The 22606-nt window shown below is 65.4% G+C and carries 20 protein-coding genes and 2 tRNA genes; 16 read left to right on the top strand and 6 right to left on the bottom strand.

Going from position 1 to position 22606, the window contains the following annotated elements; genetic code table 11:
- Window positions 1-381 precede the first annotated feature (381 nt).
- A complete protein-coding gene (gene ilvD, locus LQ144_RS01805; protein ID WP_230116850.1) occupies window positions 382-2103 on the bottom strand; it encodes a dihydroxy-acid dehydratase in 1722 nt (573 codons plus the stop codon).
- Window positions 2104-2250: 147 nt separating this feature from the next.
- Window positions 2251-3171, bottom strand: a complete 921-nt coding sequence (locus LQ144_RS01810) for a LysR family transcriptional regulator (protein WP_230116851.1) — start codon at window positions 3169-3171, stop codon at window positions 2251-2253.
- A gap of 154 nt (window positions 3172-3325) precedes the next feature.
- On the opposite strand from LQ144_RS01810, the gene LQ144_RS01815 reads away from it, so the two are divergent.
- The 5 genes from LQ144_RS01815 to LQ144_RS01835 all read left to right on the top strand — a co-directional run bounded on the left by LQ144_RS01815 (window position 3326) and on the right by LQ144_RS01835 (window position 6729).
- The gene (locus tag LQ144_RS01815) at window positions 3326-4357 is read left to right on the top strand and encodes a hypothetical protein (protein WP_230116852.1); all 1032 of its coding nucleotides are present in this window, start codon (window positions 3326-3328) and stop codon (window positions 4355-4357) included.
- 77 nt (window positions 4358-4434) lie between these two features.
- Entirely contained in the window at window positions 4435-5634 is a 1200-nt protein-coding gene (locus LQ144_RS01820) for a PQQ-dependent sugar dehydrogenase (RefSeq protein WP_230116853.1), read from the top strand.
- Between the two features lie 116 nt (window positions 5635-5750).
- Window positions 5751-5823 (top strand) — tRNA-Lys (locus LQ144_RS01825).
- 186 nt (window positions 5824-6009) lie between these two features.
- The gene (locus LQ144_RS01830; protein WP_230116854.1) at window positions 6010-6348 is read left to right on the top strand and encodes a hypothetical protein; all 339 of its coding nucleotides are present in this window, start codon (window positions 6010-6012) and stop codon (window positions 6346-6348) included.
- 222 nt (window positions 6349-6570) lie between these two features.
- The gene (locus LQ144_RS01835) at window positions 6571-6729 is read left to right on the top strand and encodes a hypothetical protein (protein WP_230116855.1); all 159 of its coding nucleotides are present in this window, start codon (window positions 6571-6573) and stop codon (window positions 6727-6729) included.
- 13 nt (window positions 6730-6742) lie between these two features.
- Here LQ144_RS01835 and LQ144_RS01840 read toward each other — a convergent pair whose 3' ends face one another.
- Window positions 6743-7225 (bottom strand): MarR family transcriptional regulator, encoded by a 483-nt coding sequence (locus tag LQ144_RS01840; protein WP_230117041.1) that lies wholly within the window; start codon window positions 7223-7225, stop codon window positions 6743-6745.
- Window positions 7226-7321: 96 nt separating this feature from the next.
- On the opposite strand from LQ144_RS01840, the gene bcp reads away from it, so the two are divergent.
- From bcp to LQ144_RS01880, 8 genes are all read left to right on the top strand, one after another.
- On the top strand, window positions 7322-7801 hold the full coding sequence (bcp, locus tag LQ144_RS01845; RefSeq protein ID WP_230116856.1) for a thioredoxin-dependent thiol peroxidase: 480 nt from the start codon (window positions 7322-7324) through the stop codon (window positions 7799-7801).
- A 117-nt stretch (window positions 7802-7918) separates the two neighbouring features.
- A tRNA-Leu gene (locus LQ144_RS01850) sits at window positions 7919-8000 on the top strand.
- Window positions 8001-8279: 279 nt separating this feature from the next.
- On the top strand, window positions 8280-8954 hold the full coding sequence (locus tag LQ144_RS01855; protein ID WP_230116857.1) for a fasciclin domain-containing protein: 675 nt from the start codon (window positions 8280-8282) through the stop codon (window positions 8952-8954).
- Window positions 8955-9153: 199 nt separating this feature from the next.
- A complete protein-coding gene (locus tag LQ144_RS01860; protein WP_230116858.1) occupies window positions 9154-10815 on the top strand; it encodes an ABC transporter substrate-binding protein in 1662 nt (553 codons plus the stop codon).
- Between the two features lie 79 nt (window positions 10816-10894).
- Window positions 10895-12400, top strand: coding sequence for a malate:quinone oxidoreductase (locus LQ144_RS01865; RefSeq protein ID WP_230116859.1), 1506 nt, complete (start codon window positions 10895-10897; stop codon window positions 12398-12400).
- Between the two features lie 69 nt (window positions 12401-12469).
- Window positions 12470-15691, top strand: coding sequence for an efflux RND transporter permease subunit (locus LQ144_RS01870; protein ID WP_230116860.1), 3222 nt, complete (start codon window positions 12470-12472; stop codon window positions 15689-15691).
- A 186-nt stretch (window positions 15692-15877) separates the two neighbouring features.
- Window positions 15878-17026 (top strand): LLM class flavin-dependent oxidoreductase, encoded by a 1149-nt coding sequence (locus tag LQ144_RS01875; RefSeq protein WP_230116861.1) that lies wholly within the window; start codon window positions 15878-15880, stop codon window positions 17024-17026.
- The gene (locus LQ144_RS01880) at window positions 17026-17490 is read left to right on the top strand and encodes a MarR family transcriptional regulator (protein ID WP_230116862.1); all 465 of its coding nucleotides are present in this window, start codon (window positions 17026-17028) and stop codon (window positions 17488-17490) included. Before LQ144_RS01875 ends, LQ144_RS01880 begins: the two co-directional genes overlap by 1 nt.
- 63 nt (window positions 17491-17553) lie before the next feature.
- On the opposite strand, the gene LQ144_RS01885 is transcribed toward LQ144_RS01880, so the two are convergent.
- Entirely contained in the window at window positions 17554-18360 is an 807-nt protein-coding gene (locus LQ144_RS01885) for a transglutaminase family protein (RefSeq protein WP_230116863.1), read from the bottom strand.
- Between the two features lie 74 nt (window positions 18361-18434).
- Window positions 18435-19226, bottom strand: a complete 792-nt coding sequence (locus tag LQ144_RS01890; RefSeq protein WP_230116864.1) for a hypothetical protein — start codon at window positions 19224-19226, stop codon at window positions 18435-18437.
- Between the two features lie 107 nt (window positions 19227-19333).
- Here LQ144_RS01890 and LQ144_RS01895 point away from each other — a divergent pair, with 107 nt between their 5' ends.
- Genes LQ144_RS01895 through LQ144_RS01905 form a run of 3 tightly spaced genes read left to right on the top strand, consistent with a single transcriptional unit; the run spans window position 19334 to window position 21418 of the window.
- Window positions 19334-19996, top strand: coding sequence for a DUF1684 domain-containing protein (locus LQ144_RS01895; protein WP_230116865.1), 663 nt, complete (start codon window positions 19334-19336; stop codon window positions 19994-19996).
- An 18-nt stretch (window positions 19997-20014) separates the two neighbouring features.
- Window positions 20015-20872: a fumarylacetoacetate hydrolase family protein gene (locus LQ144_RS01900; RefSeq protein ID WP_230116866.1), complete on the top strand. Its 858-nt coding sequence runs from the start codon at window positions 20015-20017 to the stop codon at window positions 20870-20872.
- Window positions 20873-20908: 36 nt separating this feature from the next.
- Window positions 20909-21418 carry a GtrA family protein gene (locus LQ144_RS01905; protein ID WP_230116867.1) on the top strand — a complete coding sequence of 170 codons (510 nt, stop codon included), beginning with the start codon at window positions 20909-20911 and terminating at the stop codon, window positions 21416-21418.
- A 23-nt stretch (window positions 21419-21441) separates the two neighbouring features.
- On the opposite strand, the gene LQ144_RS01910 is transcribed toward LQ144_RS01905, so the two are convergent.
- Window positions 21442-22605, bottom strand: coding sequence for a cysteine desulfurase family protein (locus LQ144_RS01910; RefSeq protein WP_230116868.1), 1164 nt, complete (start codon window positions 22603-22605; stop codon window positions 21442-21444).
- Window position 22606 lies beyond the last annotated feature (1 nt).

Consider the following 22606-nt stretch of genomic DNA (forward strand, 5'->3'; position numbering starts at 1 on the left):
ATTGGGGCGGTGCTACATGAAAGCTGAAACTGCTGTCACGCTGGAAAATAAAAAAACCCCTCAGCCTGGCGGCTCTTCGAGGGGTTGCGCGTGACAGTTCGTTACCAGTCGGGCTATGGAGCCACGCGCTTGGTAAGTACGACGACGGCGCCGACGGTAACGAATGCGATCATGCGTTCAGTTTTCCCTCTGGTGGGATGCGTGTCAACGAAGCTGACCGCCGTCTCACCATTTGGACTTCATTGTCCATCAACCGAACATCCCGGTCCGGTCACTTCTCGCTCCTACCCCCGGCGAACGGCGCGAACGCCCATCGCCAGGGACCTAACGGAGCTTCTTATTAAGCCCTGCCGCCCTAACGGCGACGGGCTCAACTTTGTGTCACCCGCAGTATGCTCCGGTGGAGGCGCTGTGCACCAGCTTGGCGTACTTGGCCAGGACGCCCTTGGTGAACTTGGCCGGAAGCGGTTCCCAGCCGATCTTGCGGGACTCGAGTTCGGCGTCGTCGACCAGAAGATCGAAGCTCCGGGCAGCGATGTCCACACGGATACGGTCACCGTCCTTGACGAAGGCGATCGGACCGCCGTCGACCGCTTCAGGGGCAACGTGGCCGATGCACAGGCCCGTGGTGCCGCCGGAGAAGCGGCCGTCGGTCAGGAGCAGGACGTCCTTGCCGAGGCCCGCACCCTTGATGGCTCCGGTGATGGCGAGCATTTCGCGCATGCCGGGGCCGCCCTTCGGTCCTTCGTAGCGGATCACCACGACGTCGCCCGCCTTGATCAGGCCCTTGTCCAGCGCGTCAAGAGCACCCTGCTCGCGCTCGAATACCCGCGCGGTGCCTTCGAAGACGTCGGCGTCGAAGCCGGCGCTCTTCACCACGGCACCCTCAGGTGCCATGGAACCGTGCAGGATGGTGATTCCACCGGTCTTGTGGATCGGGTTGTCCAGCGCACGGAGGATCTTGCCGTCCAGGTCCGGCGGGTTGATGGCAGCCAGGTTCTCCGCCACGGTCTTGCCGGTGACGGTGAGGCAGTCGCCGTGCAGCAGGCCGGCGTCCAGCAGTGCGCGCATGATGACCGGCACGCCGCCGATCTTGTCGACGTCGGTCATGACGTAGCGGCCGAACGGCTTCAGGTCACCCAGGTGCGGGATCTTGTCGCCGATGCGGTTGAAGTCATCCAGGGTCAGCTCGACCTCGGCTTCGCGGGCGATGGCCAGCAGGTGCAGCACGGCGTTGGTGGAGCCGCCGAAGGCCATGGTCACGGCGATGGCGTTCTCGAACGCCTTCTTGGTCATGATGTCCCGGGCGGTAATGCCCAGGCGCAGCAGGTTCACCACTGCCTCGCCGGACTTGCGGGCAAACTCATCGCGGCGGCGGTCTGCCGAGGGCGGCGCCGCGGAACCCGGCAGGGACATGCCCAGGGCTTCGCCGATGCAGGCCATGGTGTTGGCCGTGTACATGCCGCCGCAGGCGCCTTCGCCCGGGCAGATGGCCTTTTCGATGCGGGTCAGGTCTTCCATGCTCATCTTGCCGGCAGCGCAGGCGCCGACGGCCTCAAAGGCGTCGATGAGGGTGACTTCCTTTTCGGAGCCGTCCTCGAGCTTGACCCAGCCCGGCATGATGGAGCCGGCGTACAGGAAGACGCTGGCCAGGTCCAGGCGCGCGGCCGCCATGAGCATGCCGGGCAGCGACTTGTCACAGCCGGCCAGCAGAACAGAGCCGTCGATCCGCTCGGCCTGCATCACCGTTTCCACGGAGTCAGCAATGACCTCGCGGGAGACCAGGGAGAAGTGCATGCCCTCGTGGCCCATGGAAATGCCGTCGGAAACGGAGATCGTGCCGAACTGCATCGGGAAGCCGCCGCCGGCGTGGACGCCCTCCTTGGCGCCCTGGGCCAGCCTGTTCAAGGAAAGGTTGCAGGGAGTGATCTCGTTCCACGAACTCGCGACACCGATCTGCGGCTTGGCGAAGTCGTCATCGCCCATCCCCACGGCCCGGAACATGCCACGTGCCGGAGCCGCGTGAATGCCATCGGTGACGACCCGGCTCCGGGGCTTGATGTCAGGCTTGTTGTCGGTTGCGATCTGGGTGTCCTCACTCATGGGTCAAAGTCTATGACTCCGGCAACCGCGCCAACGACCTGGAATGGCCGGTTAAGCGGGATTTCCGGAATATTTCGATCAGATAGTGGACTCGCGTCTCAAATAATGGACTTCGCGGGGCTCCGGGCGAGAGGCGCGTGGCGGCGGTCACACCTTTTCGAGGCCATCCGCGAGGGCCTTGGCTTCCGCCTTGAGCATGCCGAGGACACTCTGGATAGTGGTCCTTGCTGCCACCTCGGGCCGGGCAAGGGCCACGATGCTGCGGCGCGCCGTCACTCCGGTCAGGGGACGGAGAACGAATCCCCTGCCTTGATTTCCCAGCGAGGTATAGCGCGGGAGCAGCGATAGCCCATGACCCGAGCTCACGAGCGCCTCCAGGACCCGAAGATCGGCAAAGAGCTGGGCGCGAACTGCCGTGGTGCCCGCCTGTGCCTCGATCTGCTGCAGGACGGTATCAAACGGGAACCCCTCCGGAACCCCCATCCAGGGAAACCCCACCACGTCCTGCGCCGTCAGACTGGGCTTCGAAGCCAGCACGTGCCCGGACGGAATGGCCACATCCAACGGTTCGTTCAGTAACGGCACCACCACCAGGCCCCGCCGCGCAAACACCTCCGGCCCGTCCACGCTGTGGGCAAGAACGATGTCATAGTCCGCCGCCAGGCCAGCGAATCCCGCCACGCCGGGATCCTCCAAGTGGGCTTCAAAGCGGAGTCCGTCGATTTCCTTCACTCGGTGCAGGAGCCCCGGCAGGAGCATCTCCGCTGCGCTGGGGAAGAAGGCGGCCTTGACCTGCGTCTGCCAGCCCCGGCGGTACGTGTCCACCGTTGCCTCCGCCCTGGCCATCGCGACGGCGACCTCTGCCGCCGCCCGCGCCATCGCGGCGCCGGCTTCGGTGAGCCTCACGCCACGGCCCGACTTCTCCATCAGCACCACTCCGAGCTCGTCCTGAAGCGTCTTGAGCTGCTGCGAAACGGCTGAGGGCGTGACGCCCAGCGCCTCGGCGGTGGCACCCACCGAGCCGCGGTCCGCCAGTTCCCTGAGTATCCGGAGACGCTTGAAGTCCATGAAGCGAGGCTACGTCACGCCCCGCGGACTCCTGAACGCTGCTTATCGGTCTGCGCACAGCGCAGCCAGGCATTGACAAACCTAGACAGCCGTATTGACAGCGACGTACCGTCAAGCAACGGCAACCTCGCCTCGTGGACAGAAGGGCTTTGCTATGGAGTGGCTTATCTGGGTCATCGTCATCGTATTGATCATTGCCATCGTGTGGTGGCTGCTGAACCGCAACTCGGGCAAGACTGCAGGAGGCCGGGATGCGGCCGGGACCGACCAGGTAACGTCCTCCAATTCAAGGGCCAGCGCTTCCATGGCGGGCGCTTCCGGCAGCAGCGCTTCAGCCGCGGCTCCCGCTGCGGCCGCGGCTCCTGCTCCGGCCGGGGCGACTGGTTTCGCCAACACAGCAGGCGCCGGAGAAGCCGCCCGCACCGAAGCGCCCTCCCCAGCCGGCGCACCACCCGTCCGGCCTGACTCTTCCCCCGCAGCCCAGGCCGACCCGGAGGACGTGGAACCCGACATTGAGTCCTGGGACGCCGCCGCTTCACGCCCGCCGGCCGGCGCTCACGTGCCCTCCGGCGGCGACGTCGATGACTGGGACGATGACGAAGACAAAGCCGAATGGGACACCCAGTGGTCCGAAGCCGGATCAGCCGCGGCAACGCCCCAGCGCGCCGCGGAGTCCGCATCATCGGCTCCGGGCACCCCCGCGCATCACCCTGAGTACACCGAACAGCACGCCGCCACCCTGCCCGGAGCGGAGTCGGCCGCCGCCGAGGCCCTGGATGCCGAGGCAGAAACCCAGCAGAGAATCCAGTCGTCAGCCGCCACCGAGGCCGCAGCGAGCCACGGTGCCGAAACCATGAGCCCCCGGGCTGCTGGCGCGGGGGCCATGGCCAACGAACCGCACCAGACCGAGGCTGCTGAGGCCCCTGACACGTCGGTCGCGGCTGCAGCGCCCACCCATGAGGGTGCCGCGGGCGCACCCGGTCAACCCTATGGCGAGGGTTCGGCCGCACCTTCAGCGGACGGAAGCGGTCCCGAGGGCTTCACAGTGAAGGCCGATACCGGATCGATGACCTATTACGACGAGGACAGCTCCGGTTACAACGAGGCGAGTGCGGAGGTGTGGTTCCTCTCGCCTGCCCATGCCGAGGCTGCCGGTTTCCGCGCTCCGCGCCGGACCCGGCGCTGAAAGCCGGCAACTAAGAGTGGTGGGCTGATCCCCCGTCCGGGACAGGCGGCAAAGTCATGATCACAGGCGGGGCGCGCATGGCATTGGCCAGCACCGCAGTCGCATCTTGCCTGCAGCCGGTCACAGGTATCGCTGCCGCTGTGGCCTTGGCGCTCATGCTTGCTGGCTGCACCGGGAACGGCGGCAGCGCCCCGGACGGCAGCGGCGGCACGTCAACCGGCCCCTCTACGGGCACGGCCGCCGGTACCGTGCCCGGTCCGGGCGGTAGCACGGCCGCCAGTCCCGGGAAAAACGGCGCAACAGGCTCGGGCGAGCCGCAGGTCAGCACCAAAATAGATGGCCTGCAGCTGCCTTGGTCAACGGTATTCCTGCCGGACGGAACAGCAGTCATCTCGGAGCGGGATTCCGCCCTCCTCAAATCCGTCAGAGATGGCAGAATCACCACCGTCGGCAAGGTTCCGGGAGTGGTCCCCGGCGGCGAAGGCGGGCTCCTGGGGCTGGCACTGTCCCCGGACTATGCCGCCGACCGCTTCATCTACCTGTACTTCACCGCGGCCGAAGACAACAGGATCGCCCGCCTTCGGATCGAACCGGAAGGGGCCGGCACGGGCAGCGGCCTGAGGATGGGCGCTCCGGAAGTCATCTTCTCCGGCATCCCCAAGGCGTCCACCCACAACGGTGGCCGGATCCGCTTCGGCCCCGACGGCTTCCTCTACGTGGGTACGGGCGACTCACAGCGCCGCGAACAACCCCAGGACCGGAATGCCCTGGGCGGGAAGATCCTCAGGCTGACCAGGGACGGCGAGCCGGCACCGGGCAATCCGTTCCCCGGCAACCCCGTTTACAGTCTCGGTCACCGGAATGTTCAGGGCCTGGCATGGGACGCTGACGGGCGTCTCTGGGCCAGCGAGTTCGGTCCGGATGTCAATGACGAACTGAATTTGATCCAGGCAGGCGGAAACTACGGATGGCCCGTGGTCACCGGGGCACCCCATCGCCAGGAGTTCATCGACGCAAAAGTCGTGTGGCCATCCACCGCCGAGTCTTCGCCCAGCGGACTGGAGATCGCTGGTACTACAGCCTATTTGGGAGCACTCCGCGGGCAGCGGATCTGGTCGGTGCCGCTCATTGGTGAAAATGCCGGCAAGCCTGTGGGCTATTTCACACAGCAGTATGGCCGCATACGGAACGTCTCGCTCGCTCCGAACGGGGACCTGTGGGCGCTCAGCAACAACGAAAACCCTGATTTCGCGCTGATTTTGAGCCTGCCGGGCTAAGCTCCGGCACCTTCATCCGCGCTGATTTCACACTGGCGAAAAGTTCGTGTAGAGTTTCATGTCGTTGCGGAGAACAACGCGGGAAGCAAAGCCCACGATTGAACGAAACAGCAGCTGCACCTCTAGCTCAATTGGCAGAGCAATTGACTCTTAATCAATGGGTTCCGGGTTCAAGTCCCGGGGGGTGCACAGACGAGAAACCCCGTCTTCACAGGCCGCGCGCCGTGAAGGCGGGGTTTCGTTTTGCCCGAAAAGTGTACCGACGGTGCGTCGCTCCGGCTCCGGCCCTGGCAGCAGTTCATAACCGGGTCCCAATGAGACCGCGCACCGCCGTCCCTGCTTACAATCGATCGACGATCAACTACAGAGGGAAACATGAAGAAACTCATCACTGCCGCGCTCGCCGCCGGGCTCCTCCTCTCCGCTTCGGCCTGCAGCGCACCGAAATTGTCCACTGCGGAAACCTGCGACCGGGTCAAGACCGTTGTGTCGAACCCCGCGGCCAGCACAGGCAAGACCGGAATGATCCGCCTCGCCAACCAGATCCGGCCGATCGAGGCCGTGTCCTCTGATGACCTGCAGCCGGCGCTTCAGGCGATCCTGGACTACGCGGACGAATCCGTGAAGGAGAACCCGGACGCTGAAAAGCTTAACGGGCTAAAGACCGAATATGAGAAGGCCGGCAGCACCTACAGCAAGTTCTGCAGCCAGTAGCAGTATCGGCAACTTCCAGCCGTACCCAACGGAGGGGCCGGATCGTGAACCGCACCCCGAAAGTTGGACTTGAAACGTAGAGTCCAGGCTTCGGTGGTGCGGTTCACCGCTTTCGTAGGCGAGCCCAGGCTCGCCGACTACATGGTGACTCAGGCCCGGCGGATCCGGGGCAGGCGCGTGTCACGCTCGCGGCCCGGGGTCGGGTTCGAATATCTTCTAGGTATGAGTGCGGAACGTGCCGGGGAGCTGACCGGGCAGATATCAATCAATGAGCTGCTCATCGCCATGGGCGAAGAGCCCGTCATGAGCATGATTGATCTCACCGTTCCGGACGACGCCTCATCCCTGACAGACGATCAGCCCACACTGCCCGGACTCTGATTCAGAGGCTCTTTCAGTCGAAGGAGCTGGCCTCAACCTTGAGACCGGAGTCGACACTTGCCACGATGGCGGTGGTTGCCGGCGAGGCGAAACGGGTGGCCAGTTCCCGGACAACGGCCTGGAGCTCCTGGCGGAGGACGTCCGGATCGATGGACGCTGCGGCAAGCACTGACCGTTCCATGTCCGCCGCGGCAGTCACGGCTTCGGTCCCGCGGTCCGTGAGGGAGACAACGTGGCTCCGGCGGTCAGAGGTGCTGCGTTGGCGCACAATGTGACCGTGTGACTCCAGCCGGCTGAGCGTCTTGCCCATGGTCTGGGCCTGAACACGGACCAGCTGCGCCAGTTGCGCCTGTGTCATGGGTCCGTTGTTGTAGAGCACCTCAATAGCAATGACGCCGGCGTGGGTCAGGCCAATGGCCCCCAGTTTTTCGTTCCAGGAGTGTTCAACGAGACGTGCCGCCGTGGACAAGAGGCGCCCAGTGGGCCAGCGATCCATATCAGGCATACCAACAAGTATAGCCAAGTGTGGATTCGTCCCGGCGCAGCAGGCTTACTAAGCTGAAATGTCCCGCATGCAAACAAGGAGAATACTGTGGCTGAACGACTCAACCCCGGCGACGTCGCACCGGACTTCACACTGAAGGATTCCGAAGGAGCGGACGTCAGCCTGAGCGATTACCGCGGCCGAAACACCATCGTCTACTTCTATCCCGCTGCTGCCACCCCCGGATGCACCAAGCAGGCCTGCGACTTCCGTGACAGCCTGGCCTCCCTTCAGGCTTCCGGTTATGAGGTCCTGGGGATATCCCCCGACCCATCCAGCAAGCTGGCCGCGTTCGCTGAAAGCGAAGGCCTGACCTTTCCCTTACTGTCCGACAACAGCCACGCCGTTGCCGAGGCCTACGCAGCGTGGGGAGAAAAGAAGAACTACGGGCGGACATACGAGGGCCTCATCCGCTCGACCGTCGTGGTGGATCCGGACGGCAAGGTGGCACTCGCCCAGTACAACGTCCGGGCCACCGGCCACGTCGCCAAGCTGCGCCGGGACCTGAAGGTGGCGACAGACAGCTGACGGGACACGCTGCCGGCTGTAAAGCTGACTGAAGGCCCGGCCTGCTGACGGTACAATGGAGGCTGGCAATCGCCGTCGTACGTTTTCTGTTGCACAGAAGGCGGAAGGCGGAGCCGCGCGCGAGTGGTGAAATTGGCAGACACGCAGGATTTAGGTTCCTGTGCCTTCGGGCGTGGGGGTTCAAGTCCCCCCTTGCGCACAAAACTGGAACACGAATTCCAGAAGCTAAACATCACAGGAATCCCGGACCAGGCGGTCCGGGATTCCGGTGTTTAAAGGGCACTTTGGCCGACGCATCCGCGGCGCCAGCGGGCCGCCCCAAAAAGATTGTCCAGGTTTACCCATCCACCGCCCGGCACCGGCCGAATACCCAGTGAGACACCAACCAAGGGTCGGTGCCCACAGTCGGAATAGGGCCAGGTGCGGGGTGAAAAGCCTTCCCCGCGGGCAATGATCGGCACAACCAAGGAGAATCGAAATGCAGTCATTCAAGCGCACAACTTTCACCGTCGCAGGTGTTGCAGCCGCAGCCCTGCTTAGCCTCACCGCCTGTGGCGGTTCGGCGACGACGGCCCCAAGCTCTTCTTCAGCGGCGGCAGAACCGTCCGCCTCCAGCATGGCGCCCTCCCCTTCGGAGAGCTCCTCGGCAGCAATGGACCCGGCAGCCAACCTGGTGGGTCCCGGCTGCTCCGCTTATGCTGCGAAGGTTCCCAGCGGTGCAGGCTCCGTTTCGGGCATGGCCCTTGACCCGGTTGCAGTCGCTGCCTCAAACAACCCGCTCCTGAAGACGCTCACCGCCGCTGTTTCCGGCAAGCTGAACCCGAAGGTGAACCTGGTGGACACCCTCAACGGCAGCGAGTTCACTGTCTTCGCGCCGGTGGACGACGCCTTCGCAAAGATCGACGCCGCCACCATCGAGACGCTCAAGAAGGACGATGCCCTGCTGAGCAAGATCCTCACGTACCACGTGGTTGCCGGCCAGATCACCCCGGACAAGATCGTCGGCACGCACAAGACGGTCCAAGGCGGATCAGTAACCGTCACCGGAAGCAAGGATGCGCTCAGGGTTGACGGTGCCAACGTGATCTGCGGTGGTGTCCAGACGGCGAACGCCACTGTTTACCTGGTGGACTCGGTGCTGATGCCCAAGTAGCCGCCCAAGTCTCACGACGGTGGAGACTGGGACTCCGCCGGGACGGGGAAGCCGCGGCCCGCACCTGGAGGTGCGGGCCACGGTTTTTGCGCGTCCGGGGCGCTCCGCCCGTCAATTAGACTGGGAGGCGGGGCCAGCAGACCGCAGCCGCCCACGTGCAGCCAAGCAGCCCAGAGGTGATCATCGAGTGCCCAGCAGTATGACGCGACGCACGGCCATTAAGGCCGGTGCCGTTCTCCTGGGCTTGACGCTCACCTCCTGCACCGGTGAAGCCGCCCCGCCGCCGTCCTCCTCGGCCGCCACCCCCACGCCGTCGGTGAGCAACCCCACCGCGACGTTCAAGTTCGGCACTGCCTCACAGCCCCTGGGCCTTGACCCCGCCCTTGCCAACGACGTCGAATCCCAGCGCGTCACCCGGCAGGTCCTTGAAGGGCTCGTGGGCGTCAACCAGACCACGGGCGAGCCGACGCCGCTGCTCGCCACCGAATGGACGGCATCCGCGGACGGCCGCTCCTATACGTTCAAGCTCCGCCCCGGCGTACAGTTCCATGACGGCTCGCCGTTCAACGCCGAAGCGGTCTGCACCAACTTCGAGCGCTGGTTCAAGTTCCCCGAAGCACTCCGGAGGCAGGCAGCGGGCAGCACCTTCAAGGGCGTCTTCAAGGAACATTCGGATCAAGCAAGCCTGTCCGTCTTTAAGGCCTGCAAGGCACTGTCACCGCTGGTGATCAGGATCGATCTTACGGAGCGGTTCACCGGTTTCCTCCAGGCGTTGACGCTGCCCGCCTTCGCCATCTCCTCCCCCAGGGCCCTCGCCTCGGGACGGGCCGACGTCCTCAGCCAGAAGCGCGGCAGCCAGGCAATATCGGCCTACGCCACCCGTCCGGTGGGCACGGGACCATACCGTTTCTCCGCCTGGGACAGCACGAGTGTCACGCTCGTGAGCAACAAGCACTACTGGGGCGACCGCGGGCAGATCGCCACCATTCATTTCATCACCTACGACCATCCGCAGACGCGGCTCCAGGCACTGCTCGACGGCAAGATCGACGGCTACGATGCCGTGACGGTTGGAAACTTCGACCAGCTCGTCAAACGCGGAAAGCAAATCATCCAGCGTGACCCCTTCTCGGTGATGTACCTCGGCATGAACCAGGAAGTGGCCGTGCTTCAGGACCTCAAAGTCCGGCAGGCCATTGAACTGGCAATCGACAAGGACACCCTCATCCGGCGGTTCTTCATCGACAACACGGCGCAGGCTTCCCAGTTCGTCCCGCCGAAGCTCAGCGGCTTCAACAACAACGCGCCGGCCCTCGGCCATGACCCGGCTAAGGCCAAAGAGCTGCTGGCCGAGGCAGGTTATAAGGGCCAGCCGCTCAAGTTCTATTACCCCATGAACGTCACCCGGCCCTACCTTCCCACTCCGGAGAAGATCTATGCCGAGATCAGCCGTCAGCTCACGGAAGTGGGCCTCAACGTCCGGCCGGTTCCCGTTGACTGGACTGACGGATACCTTCAGAAGGTCCAGTCCCCGGGAGACCACGCCCTCCACCTGCTCGGCTGGAACGGCTCCTACTCCGATGCGGACAACTTCCTGGGCCCGCTGTTCGGCGAGAAGAACGGCGAGTTCGGATACCAGGACCCGCAGGTCTTCTCCAAGATCAACCGCGCCCGCGGCCTGCCTGACGGCAAGGAGCGGACGGAGCAGTACCAGACGATCAACGCCCAGATCGCCGAGACCGTGCCTGCAGTCCCGATCGCGTTCCCCATTTCGGCGCTGGCGCTCTCGGACCGCGTCATCAGCTACCCCGCGTCGCCGGTATTAAATGAAGTTTTCACCAAGGTCCAACTGAGGCCTTGACGGACGGGGCCAATTTCAGTTAGTGGGCGGTGCGGGGATATTCTGTGACAGCCAGAGCCGCTGCTATCGGAGACTGATTGTGACCTTCATTTCCAAGACCCAACATGCCGACGTCGTCCTGATTGGCGGCGGCGTCATGAGCGCCACGCTGGGTGCCTTCATCAAGCAGCTAGAACCCAACTGGACCATTTCCCTGTTCGAGCGCCTCGACGAAGCCGGCCTCGAAAGCTCGGGACCCTGGAACAACGCCGGCACCGGACATGCCGCCCTGTGTGAGCTTAATTACTCGCCCGCAGCCAAAGACGGCTCGGTCGACCCCTCCAAGGCGCTGCACATCAACGAGCAGTTCCAGCTGTCCCGCCAGTTCTGGTCCCACCTTGTGACGAACTCGCTGATCGGATCCCCCAAGGGGTTCATCAACACGGTCCCGCACATGAGCTTCGTGATCGGCGAGGACAACTCCAGCTTCCTCAAGGCCCGCTACGACGCGCTCAAGCAGCACCCGCTGTTCCGCAGCATGGAGTACTCCGAGGACTTCGCCCAGATCGGCAAATGGGCTCCGCTCATCGTCGAGGGCAGGGATCCCCAGCAGCGCATTGCGGCGACGCGCGCCGCGGAGGGCACCGACGTCGACTTCGGTGCGCTGACCCGGGAGCTGACCACCTACCTGGGCAACAACGGCGTTGAGATCAATTACGGCCACGATGTCTCCGACATCAAAAAAGCGGCCGACGGCGGTTGGGACCTTTCGCTCAAGCACCCCGCGTCCGGGGAGCGCGGCAACATCCACGCCAAGTTCGTGTTTGTCGGGGCGGGCGGCGGGGCGCTCCACCTGCTGCAGGCCTCCGGCATCCCGGAAAGCAAGGGCTACGGCGGGTTCCCCGTGTCCGGCCAGTTCTTCCGCTGCACTGACGAGTCCCTCGCCTCCCAGCACAACGCGAAGGTGTACGGCCAGGCATCCGTCGGAGCCCCGCCCATGTCCGTTCCGCACCTTGACACCCGCTATGTCGGCGGCAAACGCTCACTCCTGTTCGGCCCGTACGCCGGCTTCTCCACGAACTTCCTGAAGAACAGCACCTGGCTTGACCTCCCGCTGTCCATCCGCCCCGGCAACATCATCCCGATGCTCGCCGTGGCCAAGGACAACATGGACCTCACGGCCTACCTGGTGAAGGAAGTGGCCAAGCGCCATGGGGCCAAGGTTGAGGCCCTCCGCGAGTACTACCCCGAAGCCAAGGACGGCGACTGGGAACTTATTACCGCCGGCCAGCGTGTGCAGATCATCAAGAAGGATCCGAAGAAGGGCGGCGTCCTCCAGTTCGGCACCGAGGTGATTGCTGCCCGTGACGGTTCCATCGGCGCTCTGCTCGGCGCATCGCCGGGCGCCTCCACCGCCGTGCCGATCATGATTGAGCTCCTGCAGAAGTCCTTCCCCAAGAACTTCAAGGGTTGGCAGTCCAAGCTGAAGGAAATGATGCCGGGCTACGGCGTCAAGCTCAACGACAACCCGGAGCTGGCAACGGAGCTCGAAAAGGCCACGGCCAAGGCCCTCCAGTTGGAAGCGACACCCGCAGTCAATCGCTAAGACCCTGGCCGGGTTGCGGCAGGCTCCACCACAGGCAACAGTCCGTCAACCCCTTCAGGAGACCAAGCAATGTTCCGGCTGGCCAGTCTTTCCCTCGGGAACCGCGCGCTGATTGCGCTGATCACCATTTTCGCGGCGGTGTTCGGCGTGATCACCATGTCCTCGCTGAAGCAGGAACTCATTCCGTCCATCGAGTTCCCGCGGATCACGGTGATCACGTCGATGCCCGGAGCCTCGCCGGAGGTTGTGGACAAGCAGGTCAGCCGTCCGCTCGAAACGGCGCTGAACAGCGTCGAGGGCCTGGAATCGACGTCGTCGACTTCACGGAACGGCGTTTCGCAGATCAGCATGGTGTTCACCTACGGATCCAACCTGGACCGCGCCCGGAACCAGATCGACCGTGCCATTTCCAATGCCAAGCGCACGCTTCCAGAGGACGTCCAGCCGCAGGCCATCGCGGGCAGCCTGAGCGACTTCCCTATTGTTTTCCTGGCCGTCTCCTCCAACAAGCCCCTGAGTGAGCTGAATACCGATCTCCAGCGGCTGACCGTCCCGCGACTGCAAAAGCTCGACGGCGTCCGCGGCGCCGATGTGACCGGCGGAGCAAGCCAGCACATCCTGATCCTGCCGAGGACGGCCAGCATGGCATCCAACGGCGCGACGGTCCAGTCGATCCGCAACGCACTGACCAACAACGGGGACCTCGTCCCGGCCGGAACGATCGAGGACAAGGGCCAGAGCCTGTCGCTGCAGATCGGCAGCCCGGTGGACTCCGTCGCCGCCGTCAAGGCGCTGCCGCTCAGCGGCGCGAAGGACGGTGCCACGATCGGTACCGTGGCGGACGTCAGCATCAAGGATGACGTCCGGACCTCCATCACCCGGACCAACGGCAAGGAAACTCTCGCCGTCTCCGTCACGAAGAAGCCCGAGGGCGACACCGTGGCGATCTCCCACGCAGTCAAGGACGCCCTGCCCCAACTGGAGGCCGAGCTCGGCTCGAACGCCAAGTTCACGCCGGTGTTCGACCAGGCGCCGTTCATCGAGAAGTCCATCAAGGACCTCACCACGGAGGGCCTGCTGGGACTGGGCTTCGCCGTGGCAGTCATCCTTGGGTTCCTCATGTCGGTCCGGTCCACGCTCGTCACGGCCGTGTCCATCCCGCTGTCGCTCCTGATCACTTTCATCGGACTCTCGGGCACCGGCTATTCGCTGAACATCCTCACCCTCGGCGCGCTCACCATCGCCATCGGCCGCGTGGTGGATGACTCGATTGTGGTGATCGAAAACATCAAACGCCACCTCAGCTACGGCGAACCCAAGCTCACGGCCATTCTGACGTCCATCCGCGAGGTGGCGGGGGCGATCACCGCATCGACGCTCACCACGGTGGCCGTCTTCCTGCCCATCGCTTTTGTGGGTGACCTTGCCGGCGAGCTGTTCCGTCCCTTCGCGCTGACGGTCACCATTGCCCTCCTGTCCTCGCTGCTGGTTTCGCTGACGATCGTTCCGGTCCTCGCATACTGGTTCCTTAGGTCGCCGGCGGACGCTCGGACCGCCGGGGCAGCACCGCAGTCCCCCCGCGACATTGAGGCCCGGGCCCACGAGGCGGAACAGCGCAGCCTCCTGCAGCGCGGGTACCTGCCCATCCTGACCACAACGCAGAGACACCCGGTGCTGACGCTGATCGCCGCCGTCCTGGTACTGGGCGGAACCGCGGCCATGACTCCCCTGCTGGCCACGGACCTGCTGGGACGCTCCGGCGAGAACAGCATGACGGTGAAGCAGGAGCTTCCCGCCGGCACCAGCCTCCAGGACACCAGCACGGCGGCGCAGAAACTGGAGGACGTACTGCTCGGCATCGACGGCATTAAGGACGTCCAGGTGACGTCCGGCAATGCGCAGGCCGGCTTTACCGCACTGACTTCGTCGGGAGCCTCCAACTCCACGTTTACCGTCGTCACGGCAGAGAAGGCCAACCAGGCACAGCTTCAGGAGACGGTCCGCACCGAACTGGCAAAGGTCAGCGGATCCGGCAAGATCTCCGTGGGCTCCCAGCAGGGCGGCTTCGGTACGTCGTCCACCGTGGACATCACCCTTCGGGCCGCCACCTCGGCGGACCTCAAAAAAGCCAGCGACTCCTTGGTCCGGGCAATGGACGGTGTTCCCGGCAGTAACGAGGTCACCACCAATCTGGCCGCCAGCCAGCCCGTGGTCCAGGTCAATGTGGACCGGGCCAAGGCGGTGGCTGCGGGCCTGAACGAAGATCAGGTGGCCGGCGTCCTGGCGTCGACCATCAGCCCCGTCCCGGCGGGCACCGTGCGCATCGAAGCCGACGACTTCCCGGTCCGCATCGGCGAAGGCACACGTTTTACCAGCATCGCTGCCATCCGTGCCATCCCGCTTCCGACCGCCCGAGGCCCCGTGCCGCTGAGCAGCATCGCCGCCGTCAACGCGGTGGACGTGCCGGTCTCCATCACCTCAAGCAACGGCCAGCGGACAGCGCAAGTCTCGGTCACGCCGTCGGGCGCCAACCTTGGTGCGGTGAGCGCCGAAGTCCAGAACCGGCTCAAGTCCGTGGGCCTTCCGGCCGGCGTCACCGCCGAAATCGGCGGCGCCACCACCCAGCAGGCCGACTCCTTCCGCCAGCTCGGGCTCGCCCTGCTCGCAGCCATCGCCATTGTCTACGTGATCATGGTGGCCGCGTTCAAGTCCCTCATCCAGCCGCTGATTCTCCTCGTCTCCGTTCCCTTTGCGGCCACGGGCGCCGTTGCCCTGCTCCTCATCTCCAAGGTTCCGCTGGGGCTGCCGTCGCTGATCGGCATGCTGATGCTGGTGGGGATTGTGGTGACCAACGCGATTGTGCTGATCGACCTGATCAACCAGTACCGGAAACCACGGGCGGGCAACCCGGGCATGAACGTCGCCGATGCCATCACCCACGGTGCCCGGCAGCGTCTCCGCCCCATCCTCATGACTGCGCTGGCCACCGTGTTTGCGCTGACCCCCATGGCCCTCGGCATCACGGGCGGCGGCGGGTTCATCTCGCAGCCGCTGGCCATTGTGGTGATCGGCGGCCTGGTCTCCTCGACGGCGCTGACCCTGGTGCTGGTTCCGGTGCTGTACCGGCTGGTGGAGGGGCGCCGGGAGAAGAAGGCGCTCCTGCGCGAGCTGAAGCAGCGCCCCGGCTTCGTCGCGGCGGACGACGTCGACGCCGAGTTTGCCGACTGGACGACGGGCATGATCCCGAAGGTCAGCGGACGGCGGGCAGCACCCGGAGCCCTGGAAGAGTAAGAACCGGCCCGTCCAAACCGTAAACCGTGAAGCCGTCCTGAGCGATCAGGGCGGCTTCACTGTTGCCCGGGACCTGCCGGGAATAACTTGCCGTGCTGAACGTTACATCAAGCGATAGATGCAAATGCATGTAAATCGGTTACAGTTGAAGTAAGCCAGGACAGTTCGGACAACGGAAGGCACATCATGCAGATCGGCGTATTCAGCGTCAGCGACATCACCCAGGACCCCACCACGGGCCGTACCCCCACCGAGAATGAGCGCATCAAGGCGTCGGTGGCGATCGCCCGGAAGGTCGAAGAAATCGGTATGGACGTCTACGCCATCGGCGAGCACCACAACCGGCCGTTTTTCTCCTCCTCACCCACCACCACGCTGGCGTACATCGCCGCGCAGACCGAGCGCATCACGCTCTCCACGGCCACGACGCTGATCACCACGAACGATCCGGTCAAGATCGCCGAGGACTTCGCGATGCTGCAGCACCTCGCCGACGGCCGCGTGGACCTGGTGCTGGGACGGGGCAACACCGCGCCTGTCTACCCCTGGTTCGGCAAGAACATCCAGGACGGCGTCGAACTCGCGATCGAGAACTACAGCCTGCTGCGCCGGCTCTGGGACGAGGACACCGTCAACTGGTCAGGCAAGTTCCGCACGCCGCTGCAGAACTTCACCTCGACGCCGCGCCCGCTCGACGGCGTAGCCCCCTTTGTGTGGCACGGCTCCATCCGCACGCCCCAGATCGCGGAGGTGGCGGCCTACTACGGAGACGGCTTCTTCGCTAACAACATCTTCTGGCCCAAGGAGCACTACCAGCAACTGATCGGCCTGTACCGCGAACGCTACGAGCACTACGGGCACGGCAAGGCGGACCAGGCGATCGTAGGCCTCGGCGGCCAGTTCTTCATGCGGAAGAACTCGCAGGACGCCGTCAAGGAGTTCCGGCCGTACTTCGACAACGCCCCGGTCTACGGCCACGGCCCGTCCCTTGAGGACTTCACCTCGCAGACCCCGCTGACCGTGGGCAGCCCGCAGGAAGTCATCGAGAAGACCCTCACCTTCCGTGAGTTCTTCGGCGACTACCAGCGCCAGCTGTTCCTGATCGACCACGCCGGCCTGCCGCTCAAGACGGTCCTCGAGCAGCTCGACCTGTTCGGCGAAGAAGTCCTGCCCGTGCTGCGCAAGGAGTACGCCGCCCTGACGCCGGCCCATGTTCCGGATCCGCCCACGCATGCCGGACGGGTCGCTGCACGGATGGCAGCCCAGGACGCGGCCTCGCACTCCGAAGCCGGCCAGGCTGCAGCTTCCTCCGCGTCCTCCGCGCTGGAGGCGTGATGCCCGCCCGGACTGCCCCGGCCGCCTCGCCGGTCAGGCTGGCTGCCGAGACCTGGGAATCCCTGTTCCGTGCCCAGGTTGCCGTGATGCGCCGGCTGCAGTCCGGGCCTGCGTTCAAGGACTTGGCCGTGAATGAATACGACGTCCTGTTCACGCTGTCGCGGTGCCCCTCCGGGTGGCTTCGCCTGAACGAGCTCAACGACAACGTGCTGCTGAGCCAGTCGAGCCTCAGCCGGCTGGTTGAGCGGCTGGAAAAGCGCGGCCTGGTGGAGCGGATGCCGGCTCCCAGCGACGGCCGCGGTGTCCTGGTGAAACTCACGGACCAGGGGGCGCAGTTGCAAAAGCAGATCGGCCGCGAGCACGTCCGGGAAATCGCTGAGCTGGTCTCGCCGGCGCTGACGGCTGCGGAGCAGCGGGAACTGCTGAGGCTGACCGAGAAGCTGCGCACCTCGTTGCCGCGCTAGGGCCGCCGCCGGCAGGTGCCAGCGGGCCGCGGGCGCTGTACTTCCCGGTGGGCCGTACAGTCCCTAGCGGATGACGGCGAGCTTGTCCGGGTCGTCGACCGGCAGTTCGCCGTTCACCACAGCGGTGACCCGCATCTCCCGCAGCGCCAGGCTGCCGCCCACGGTGGAGAGGAAGGCCGTGTCTGAGGAATCTCGGCCGGCGGTGATGCGCAGCATCGCTTCCCTGGGCGCAAGGCCGGTGGGATCGATCACCTGCCAGGCGCCGTTGATGTGCGCCTCCGCCACGGCGTGGAAATCCATCGGGGAAAGACCCGGGGCGTACACCGCGGCAAGCCGCGCGGGAACATTCTTGGCGCGGAGCAGCGAGATGGCCAGATGGGCATAGTCCCTGCACACTCCGCGGCGGTTCAGGAGGGTTTCCACGGCACCGTCGGTTCCGCGGGACGAGCCGCTGACGTACCGGAGTTCACTGAATACCCAGTTGCGCACGGCGTGGAGGAGCTCTTCTCCCTGAAGACCGCCGAACTCGGCATAGGACGTGGGGAGGAGCCGGTCCGATTCCGCGTAGCGGCTGGGGCGGACGTAGCGGATGAGCTCCATGAGGGAGGCCTCTTCCGGCTCGGCGAACCCCACGACCGTGGCCGAGTATTCCACGGTTACTTCCGTGGGATCGGCAAACTCCATGTAGTGGAACCTGCCGCCGTGGTGGTCCGACAGCTCCGTCAGGGGAACGGGCCCGTCCCCGGCTGTCACCGAAAGAGTCTCGTCGAGGGAGCTGTAGCCCGGATTCCTGGCAACGGAAATGGCCAGCGCCACTTTGGTATCGGCCACGGTCTTGAAGACCAGTCGGGCAGCCACAGTGCGTTCCATGTTTCTCCGGGGGTGTGAGGACAGCGGACGTCAGTCGCGGCTGCGAACCCGGTGGGTGTGCCGGAGGCAGCGGACTAGTTCTTGATCTCCAGAGACATTAGCATCCGCTGGACATTGGCGAATTCCGAGCCCCCGTTCACGTAGTCGGCAGCCTGGTCCAGGGTGTCGAAGGCCTTGGCCGGCGCCACCGTCTCGTCCGGTGCGAACGACTTCAGCGAGCCCACATCGCTGAAGGAGTAGTTGCCCTTGCCTTCCAGTCCGCGGACCACGTTCTGCAGCTGGCAGGTCTTGGAGTCGGCTCCACCCACCAGGTTGGTGATCCCGTACGAGCCGAAGAACCGGTAGCCCTGAAGCACCCTGAACACCACATGCGGGGAAATCGTGCCCTCTCCCCCGCTGTGGGGCAGCTCCACCGGGACGCTGCTGACAACAACGTAGGACTTCCGGGCGGCCGGGGCGCACGTGGCCGGAGCGGCATCCGGCAGTCCGGTCCGGAGCGTGGCGAGATAGGTCCCCGCCGCGTCCTTGACCTCAACCTTCACCGCGCCGGGCAGCGTTCCCTTGTCCGCCTCCACCGACTGGGCGATCCATTCTTGGGGAAGTTCGAAGCTGATCTTCTTGGCGGGGTCGGTGAAGACCTTCCACGCCGACGCCGTCGCCCCGGGTTTCGCTGACGGGCCGCCCGAAGCGGTGGCAGAGGAAGTGGCTGTTCCCGGCGTTGCTCCGGGAGCCGCGCTGCCGCCGCCGGGCTCCACGGTCCAGACCGGTGCGCCTTTGCCTGCGGAGCTGCAACCTGCCAGCAGCGCCGCAGCAAGCACCGCGACGGCGGCCACGCGGTTCCCGCGGGAGACTGTCATCCCTGTCATGCCTCCAGCCTAGCCGCGGCAGGGCTCCGCCCGGGGTCTTCGATCCCCGTGTTTCGCAGGCTGACCCCGGGCTTTCCGGGTCCGTAAAGAGGACTAGGCTGGGGGGCATGGCGGAACACGAGCTGGACGCGGCAGAGAAGACCCTGGCGGGCATGTCCGCCGTCGACATCGCTGACTGGCGGCTGCGCACGTTTGCCTTATACGACACTGTCCGCAGAATCGCGTCGGACAACCCTGCGGAAGCGCATGCGTACTGGCGGCAGGAGCGGGACCGGATGTTCGGCACGCACCCCGCGTCTGCCCTCACAGCGGAGGCCAAGGCGAGTTTCGGCGGCCTCAAGACAGCCGACTACGATCCCATATACCGTTTCCACGTGCCCCTGACCAAGGAGGGCGCCGGCCGGGAAATGAACGTCGAGACCGGCACCGACGGTCTGGTTAGATTCGTCAGGCTGGGAACGTTCGACCTCCCGGAGATGGGACAGCTGGCGGTCTGGAAGCTCATTGGCTACGGCGGGGGCATATTCGTTCCCTTCCGCGATGCCACGGCAGGCCAGCCCGGCGGCAGCTACGGCGCAGGCAGGTACCTTCTGGACACGATCAAGGGCGCCTTCCACGGCGTGCGCGGTTCAGGCCCTGATGCGCCCTTCGTGCTGGACTTCAACTTCGCCTACAACCCGTCGTGCGCCTACAACGAGGCCTGGGCCTGCCCGCTCGCCGGCCCCTCGAACCGCCTGGCGGTCGACATCCCGGTGGGCGAACTGTACTAGGTTCACTACGATGGCTGGATGACTCCAGCTCCCACGCGGCGGATTGCACGCGTCCGCCCGCTCTCCACTGCGACCGACAGCCCGGCCCACTCCGCCGGCGAGCAGTTCTTCGTTGCCAACGCTGCCGCCGACTTCGCCAGCGACGCCGGCAGGCAGTGGACGGTCATCGATACCCCCTTCACGGGCTCGCTCGCCAACGCGAGCAGCACTCCGCGGACGAACTGGGAGCCGGGGGCCACCGTGCCGCAGGAGGAGTTCGAGTTCCTGGCCCCCAGCGTGCCAGCCAACGTGCTGGGCATGGCCCACAACACCGGCAGGGCCGGCCGGGACCTGCCCGCCCAGGCTTTCCACAAGGCCGCCACCAGCGTCATCGGCCCCGGCGACGCAATTGAGCTGACCGCCGGCGTCGGGCTGGTGGAGCCGGAAGCGGAACTGACGGTCGTCGTCGGCCGCACGGCCAAAGGCCTGACGCTCGAAAACGCCCGGACCGCCATCCTGGGATTCACGATCGGCAACGATGTCACTGCCCGGGACCTGCAGAAGTCTGACGACCTCTGGCTGAGCGCGAAGAGCCAGGACACCTTCACGCCGGCCGGCCCCTGGATCGTGACAGGGCTCGATGACGCGGACCTGCCCATCGGCATTGTCCACAACGGCGCGGAACTGACACCGGCAAGCACCGCGGACCTCGGCTGGAAGGTGGATGAAATTCTGGTCTACCTGAGTTCATTCATGACCCTGCATCCCGGCGACCTGGTCCTCACCGGTTTCCCGGCAGCTACCGCCCGCCTGGAGCCGGGCGACGCCGTCACGTGCAGGGTCGGCGGCATCGGCGAACTTACCAACCCGGTCAGAGCGGCGCATTCGCCCGCCTGATGTGGCAGGCTCGAGCTGATGTGGCAGGCTGGAGCGATGGAATCGTCCGCTCCGCCCGTTGCCGAGCCGCAGACGCGACCGACCCGGCGGACGGAATCGGCACGGCAGTTCCCGGCCACCAGGCACTACCGGGGAATTCTGCGGTACCCCGTCATCCGCCAGCTCATCCGTTTCACGGGCGTGGGCATCGTATGCACTGCGACGTCCCTTGCCCTGTACGCGCTGCTCCGGCCGTGGATCGGTCCGCAGCCCGCCAACGCCGCCGCGCTGATCATCACGTCAGTCATGAACACGGCGCTCAACCGCAGGCTGACGTTCAAAATCACGGACCAGCGCAGGAAGGCCCACGACCACCTCAACGGCCTGGTCCTGATCGTCGTGGCCCTGGTTATCACCGGTGGCAGCCTCGGCGTTCTCCACTGGCTCCGGCCTGACGCCACGGTGGCCGATGAATTGTGGACCACCACGCTTTCCGGTTTCCTGTCCACCGCCGTCAGGTTCACCATGCTCAGGCACTGGATCTTCCGCCGCGCCCGCCACCGCTAGCCATGCACGGCGTCAGCTGTTACTTACTGGGGAACGCGGCCCAGGGTGCGGACGCTTCCGACGGCGGTCCGCACCGCGACGGCGGCAGCCTCAAGATCCGCTTGGGTCACGGAGGACGCAAAGCTGAACCGGACCGCAGTCTGGGCAACCTCGGCTCCGACGCCGAGGGCGAGCAACACGGGAGACGGTGCGTCGGATCCCGCAGCGCAGGCCGAGCCGCTGGAGCACAGCACACCCTGGCGCTCCAGCTCCAGGAGCACGGATTCGCCGCTGGTTCCCGGGAAGCAAAAGGATGCCACAGACGGCAACCTCTCCACAGGATGACCTGTCAGCACAGCGCCGGGAACACCGTCCAGCACCGCAGCGATGAACGCGTCCCGGAGCAGGGCCACCCGTTCCGCGAGCGCCCCCTGTTCGGCGTGGGCCAGGGTGAGCGCGGTGGCCAGGCCAACAGCCCCGGCCACGTTTTCCGTGCCGGATCGCCGTCCGCGTTCCTGGCCGCCACCGTGGACCAGGGGCTCGGTCCGGGTCCGGCCCCGCACGAAAAGGACCCCGCAGCCTTTCGGTGCACCGAGTTTGTGCCCCGAAATGGTCAGGGCGTCCACGCCGAGGGTCTTCACGTCCACGGGCAGCCACCCTGCAGCCTGTACCGCGTCCGTGTGGAACGGAATCCCGCGCTCCCGGGCCAACGCCGCGAGGGCGGCCACGGGCTGAACCGTGCCCACCTCGTTGTTGGCGTACATGACGCTGATAAGGGCAGTTTCGGGCCGAAGGACGGCAGCCAGCGCTTCAGGACTCACCATTCCATAACGGTCCACGGGCACCACGTCGACGCTGAAGCCGTGGAAGCGCTCCAGGTACCGTGCGGATTCCTCAACGGCAGGATGCTCGACGGCGCTGATCACCACCCGGTTCAGGGCCGGGTCCGCGGCCTGCCGGGCCAGGGCTATCCCTTTGACCGCCAGGTTGTCCGCCTCCGTGCCGCCAGAGGTGAAAGTCACTTCCCCGGGCCGGCAGCCCAGCACCGTCGCCACTGCCTTGCGGGCCTCGTCGAGGGCCCGCGTGGCGGCGTCACCCAGCGAATGGTGGCTCGACGGATTGCCGAACTCGCCGGTTAGGAAAGGCCACATGGCGTCCAGCGCTTCACGCCGGACGGGCGTGGTGGCTGCTGCGTCGAGGAAGATCATG

Origin of the sequence: Arthrobacter sp. Bi83, assembly GCF_918698095.1 — a bacterium.
Classification (GTDB): Bacteria; Actinomycetota; Actinomycetes; order Actinomycetales; family Micrococcaceae; genus Arthrobacter.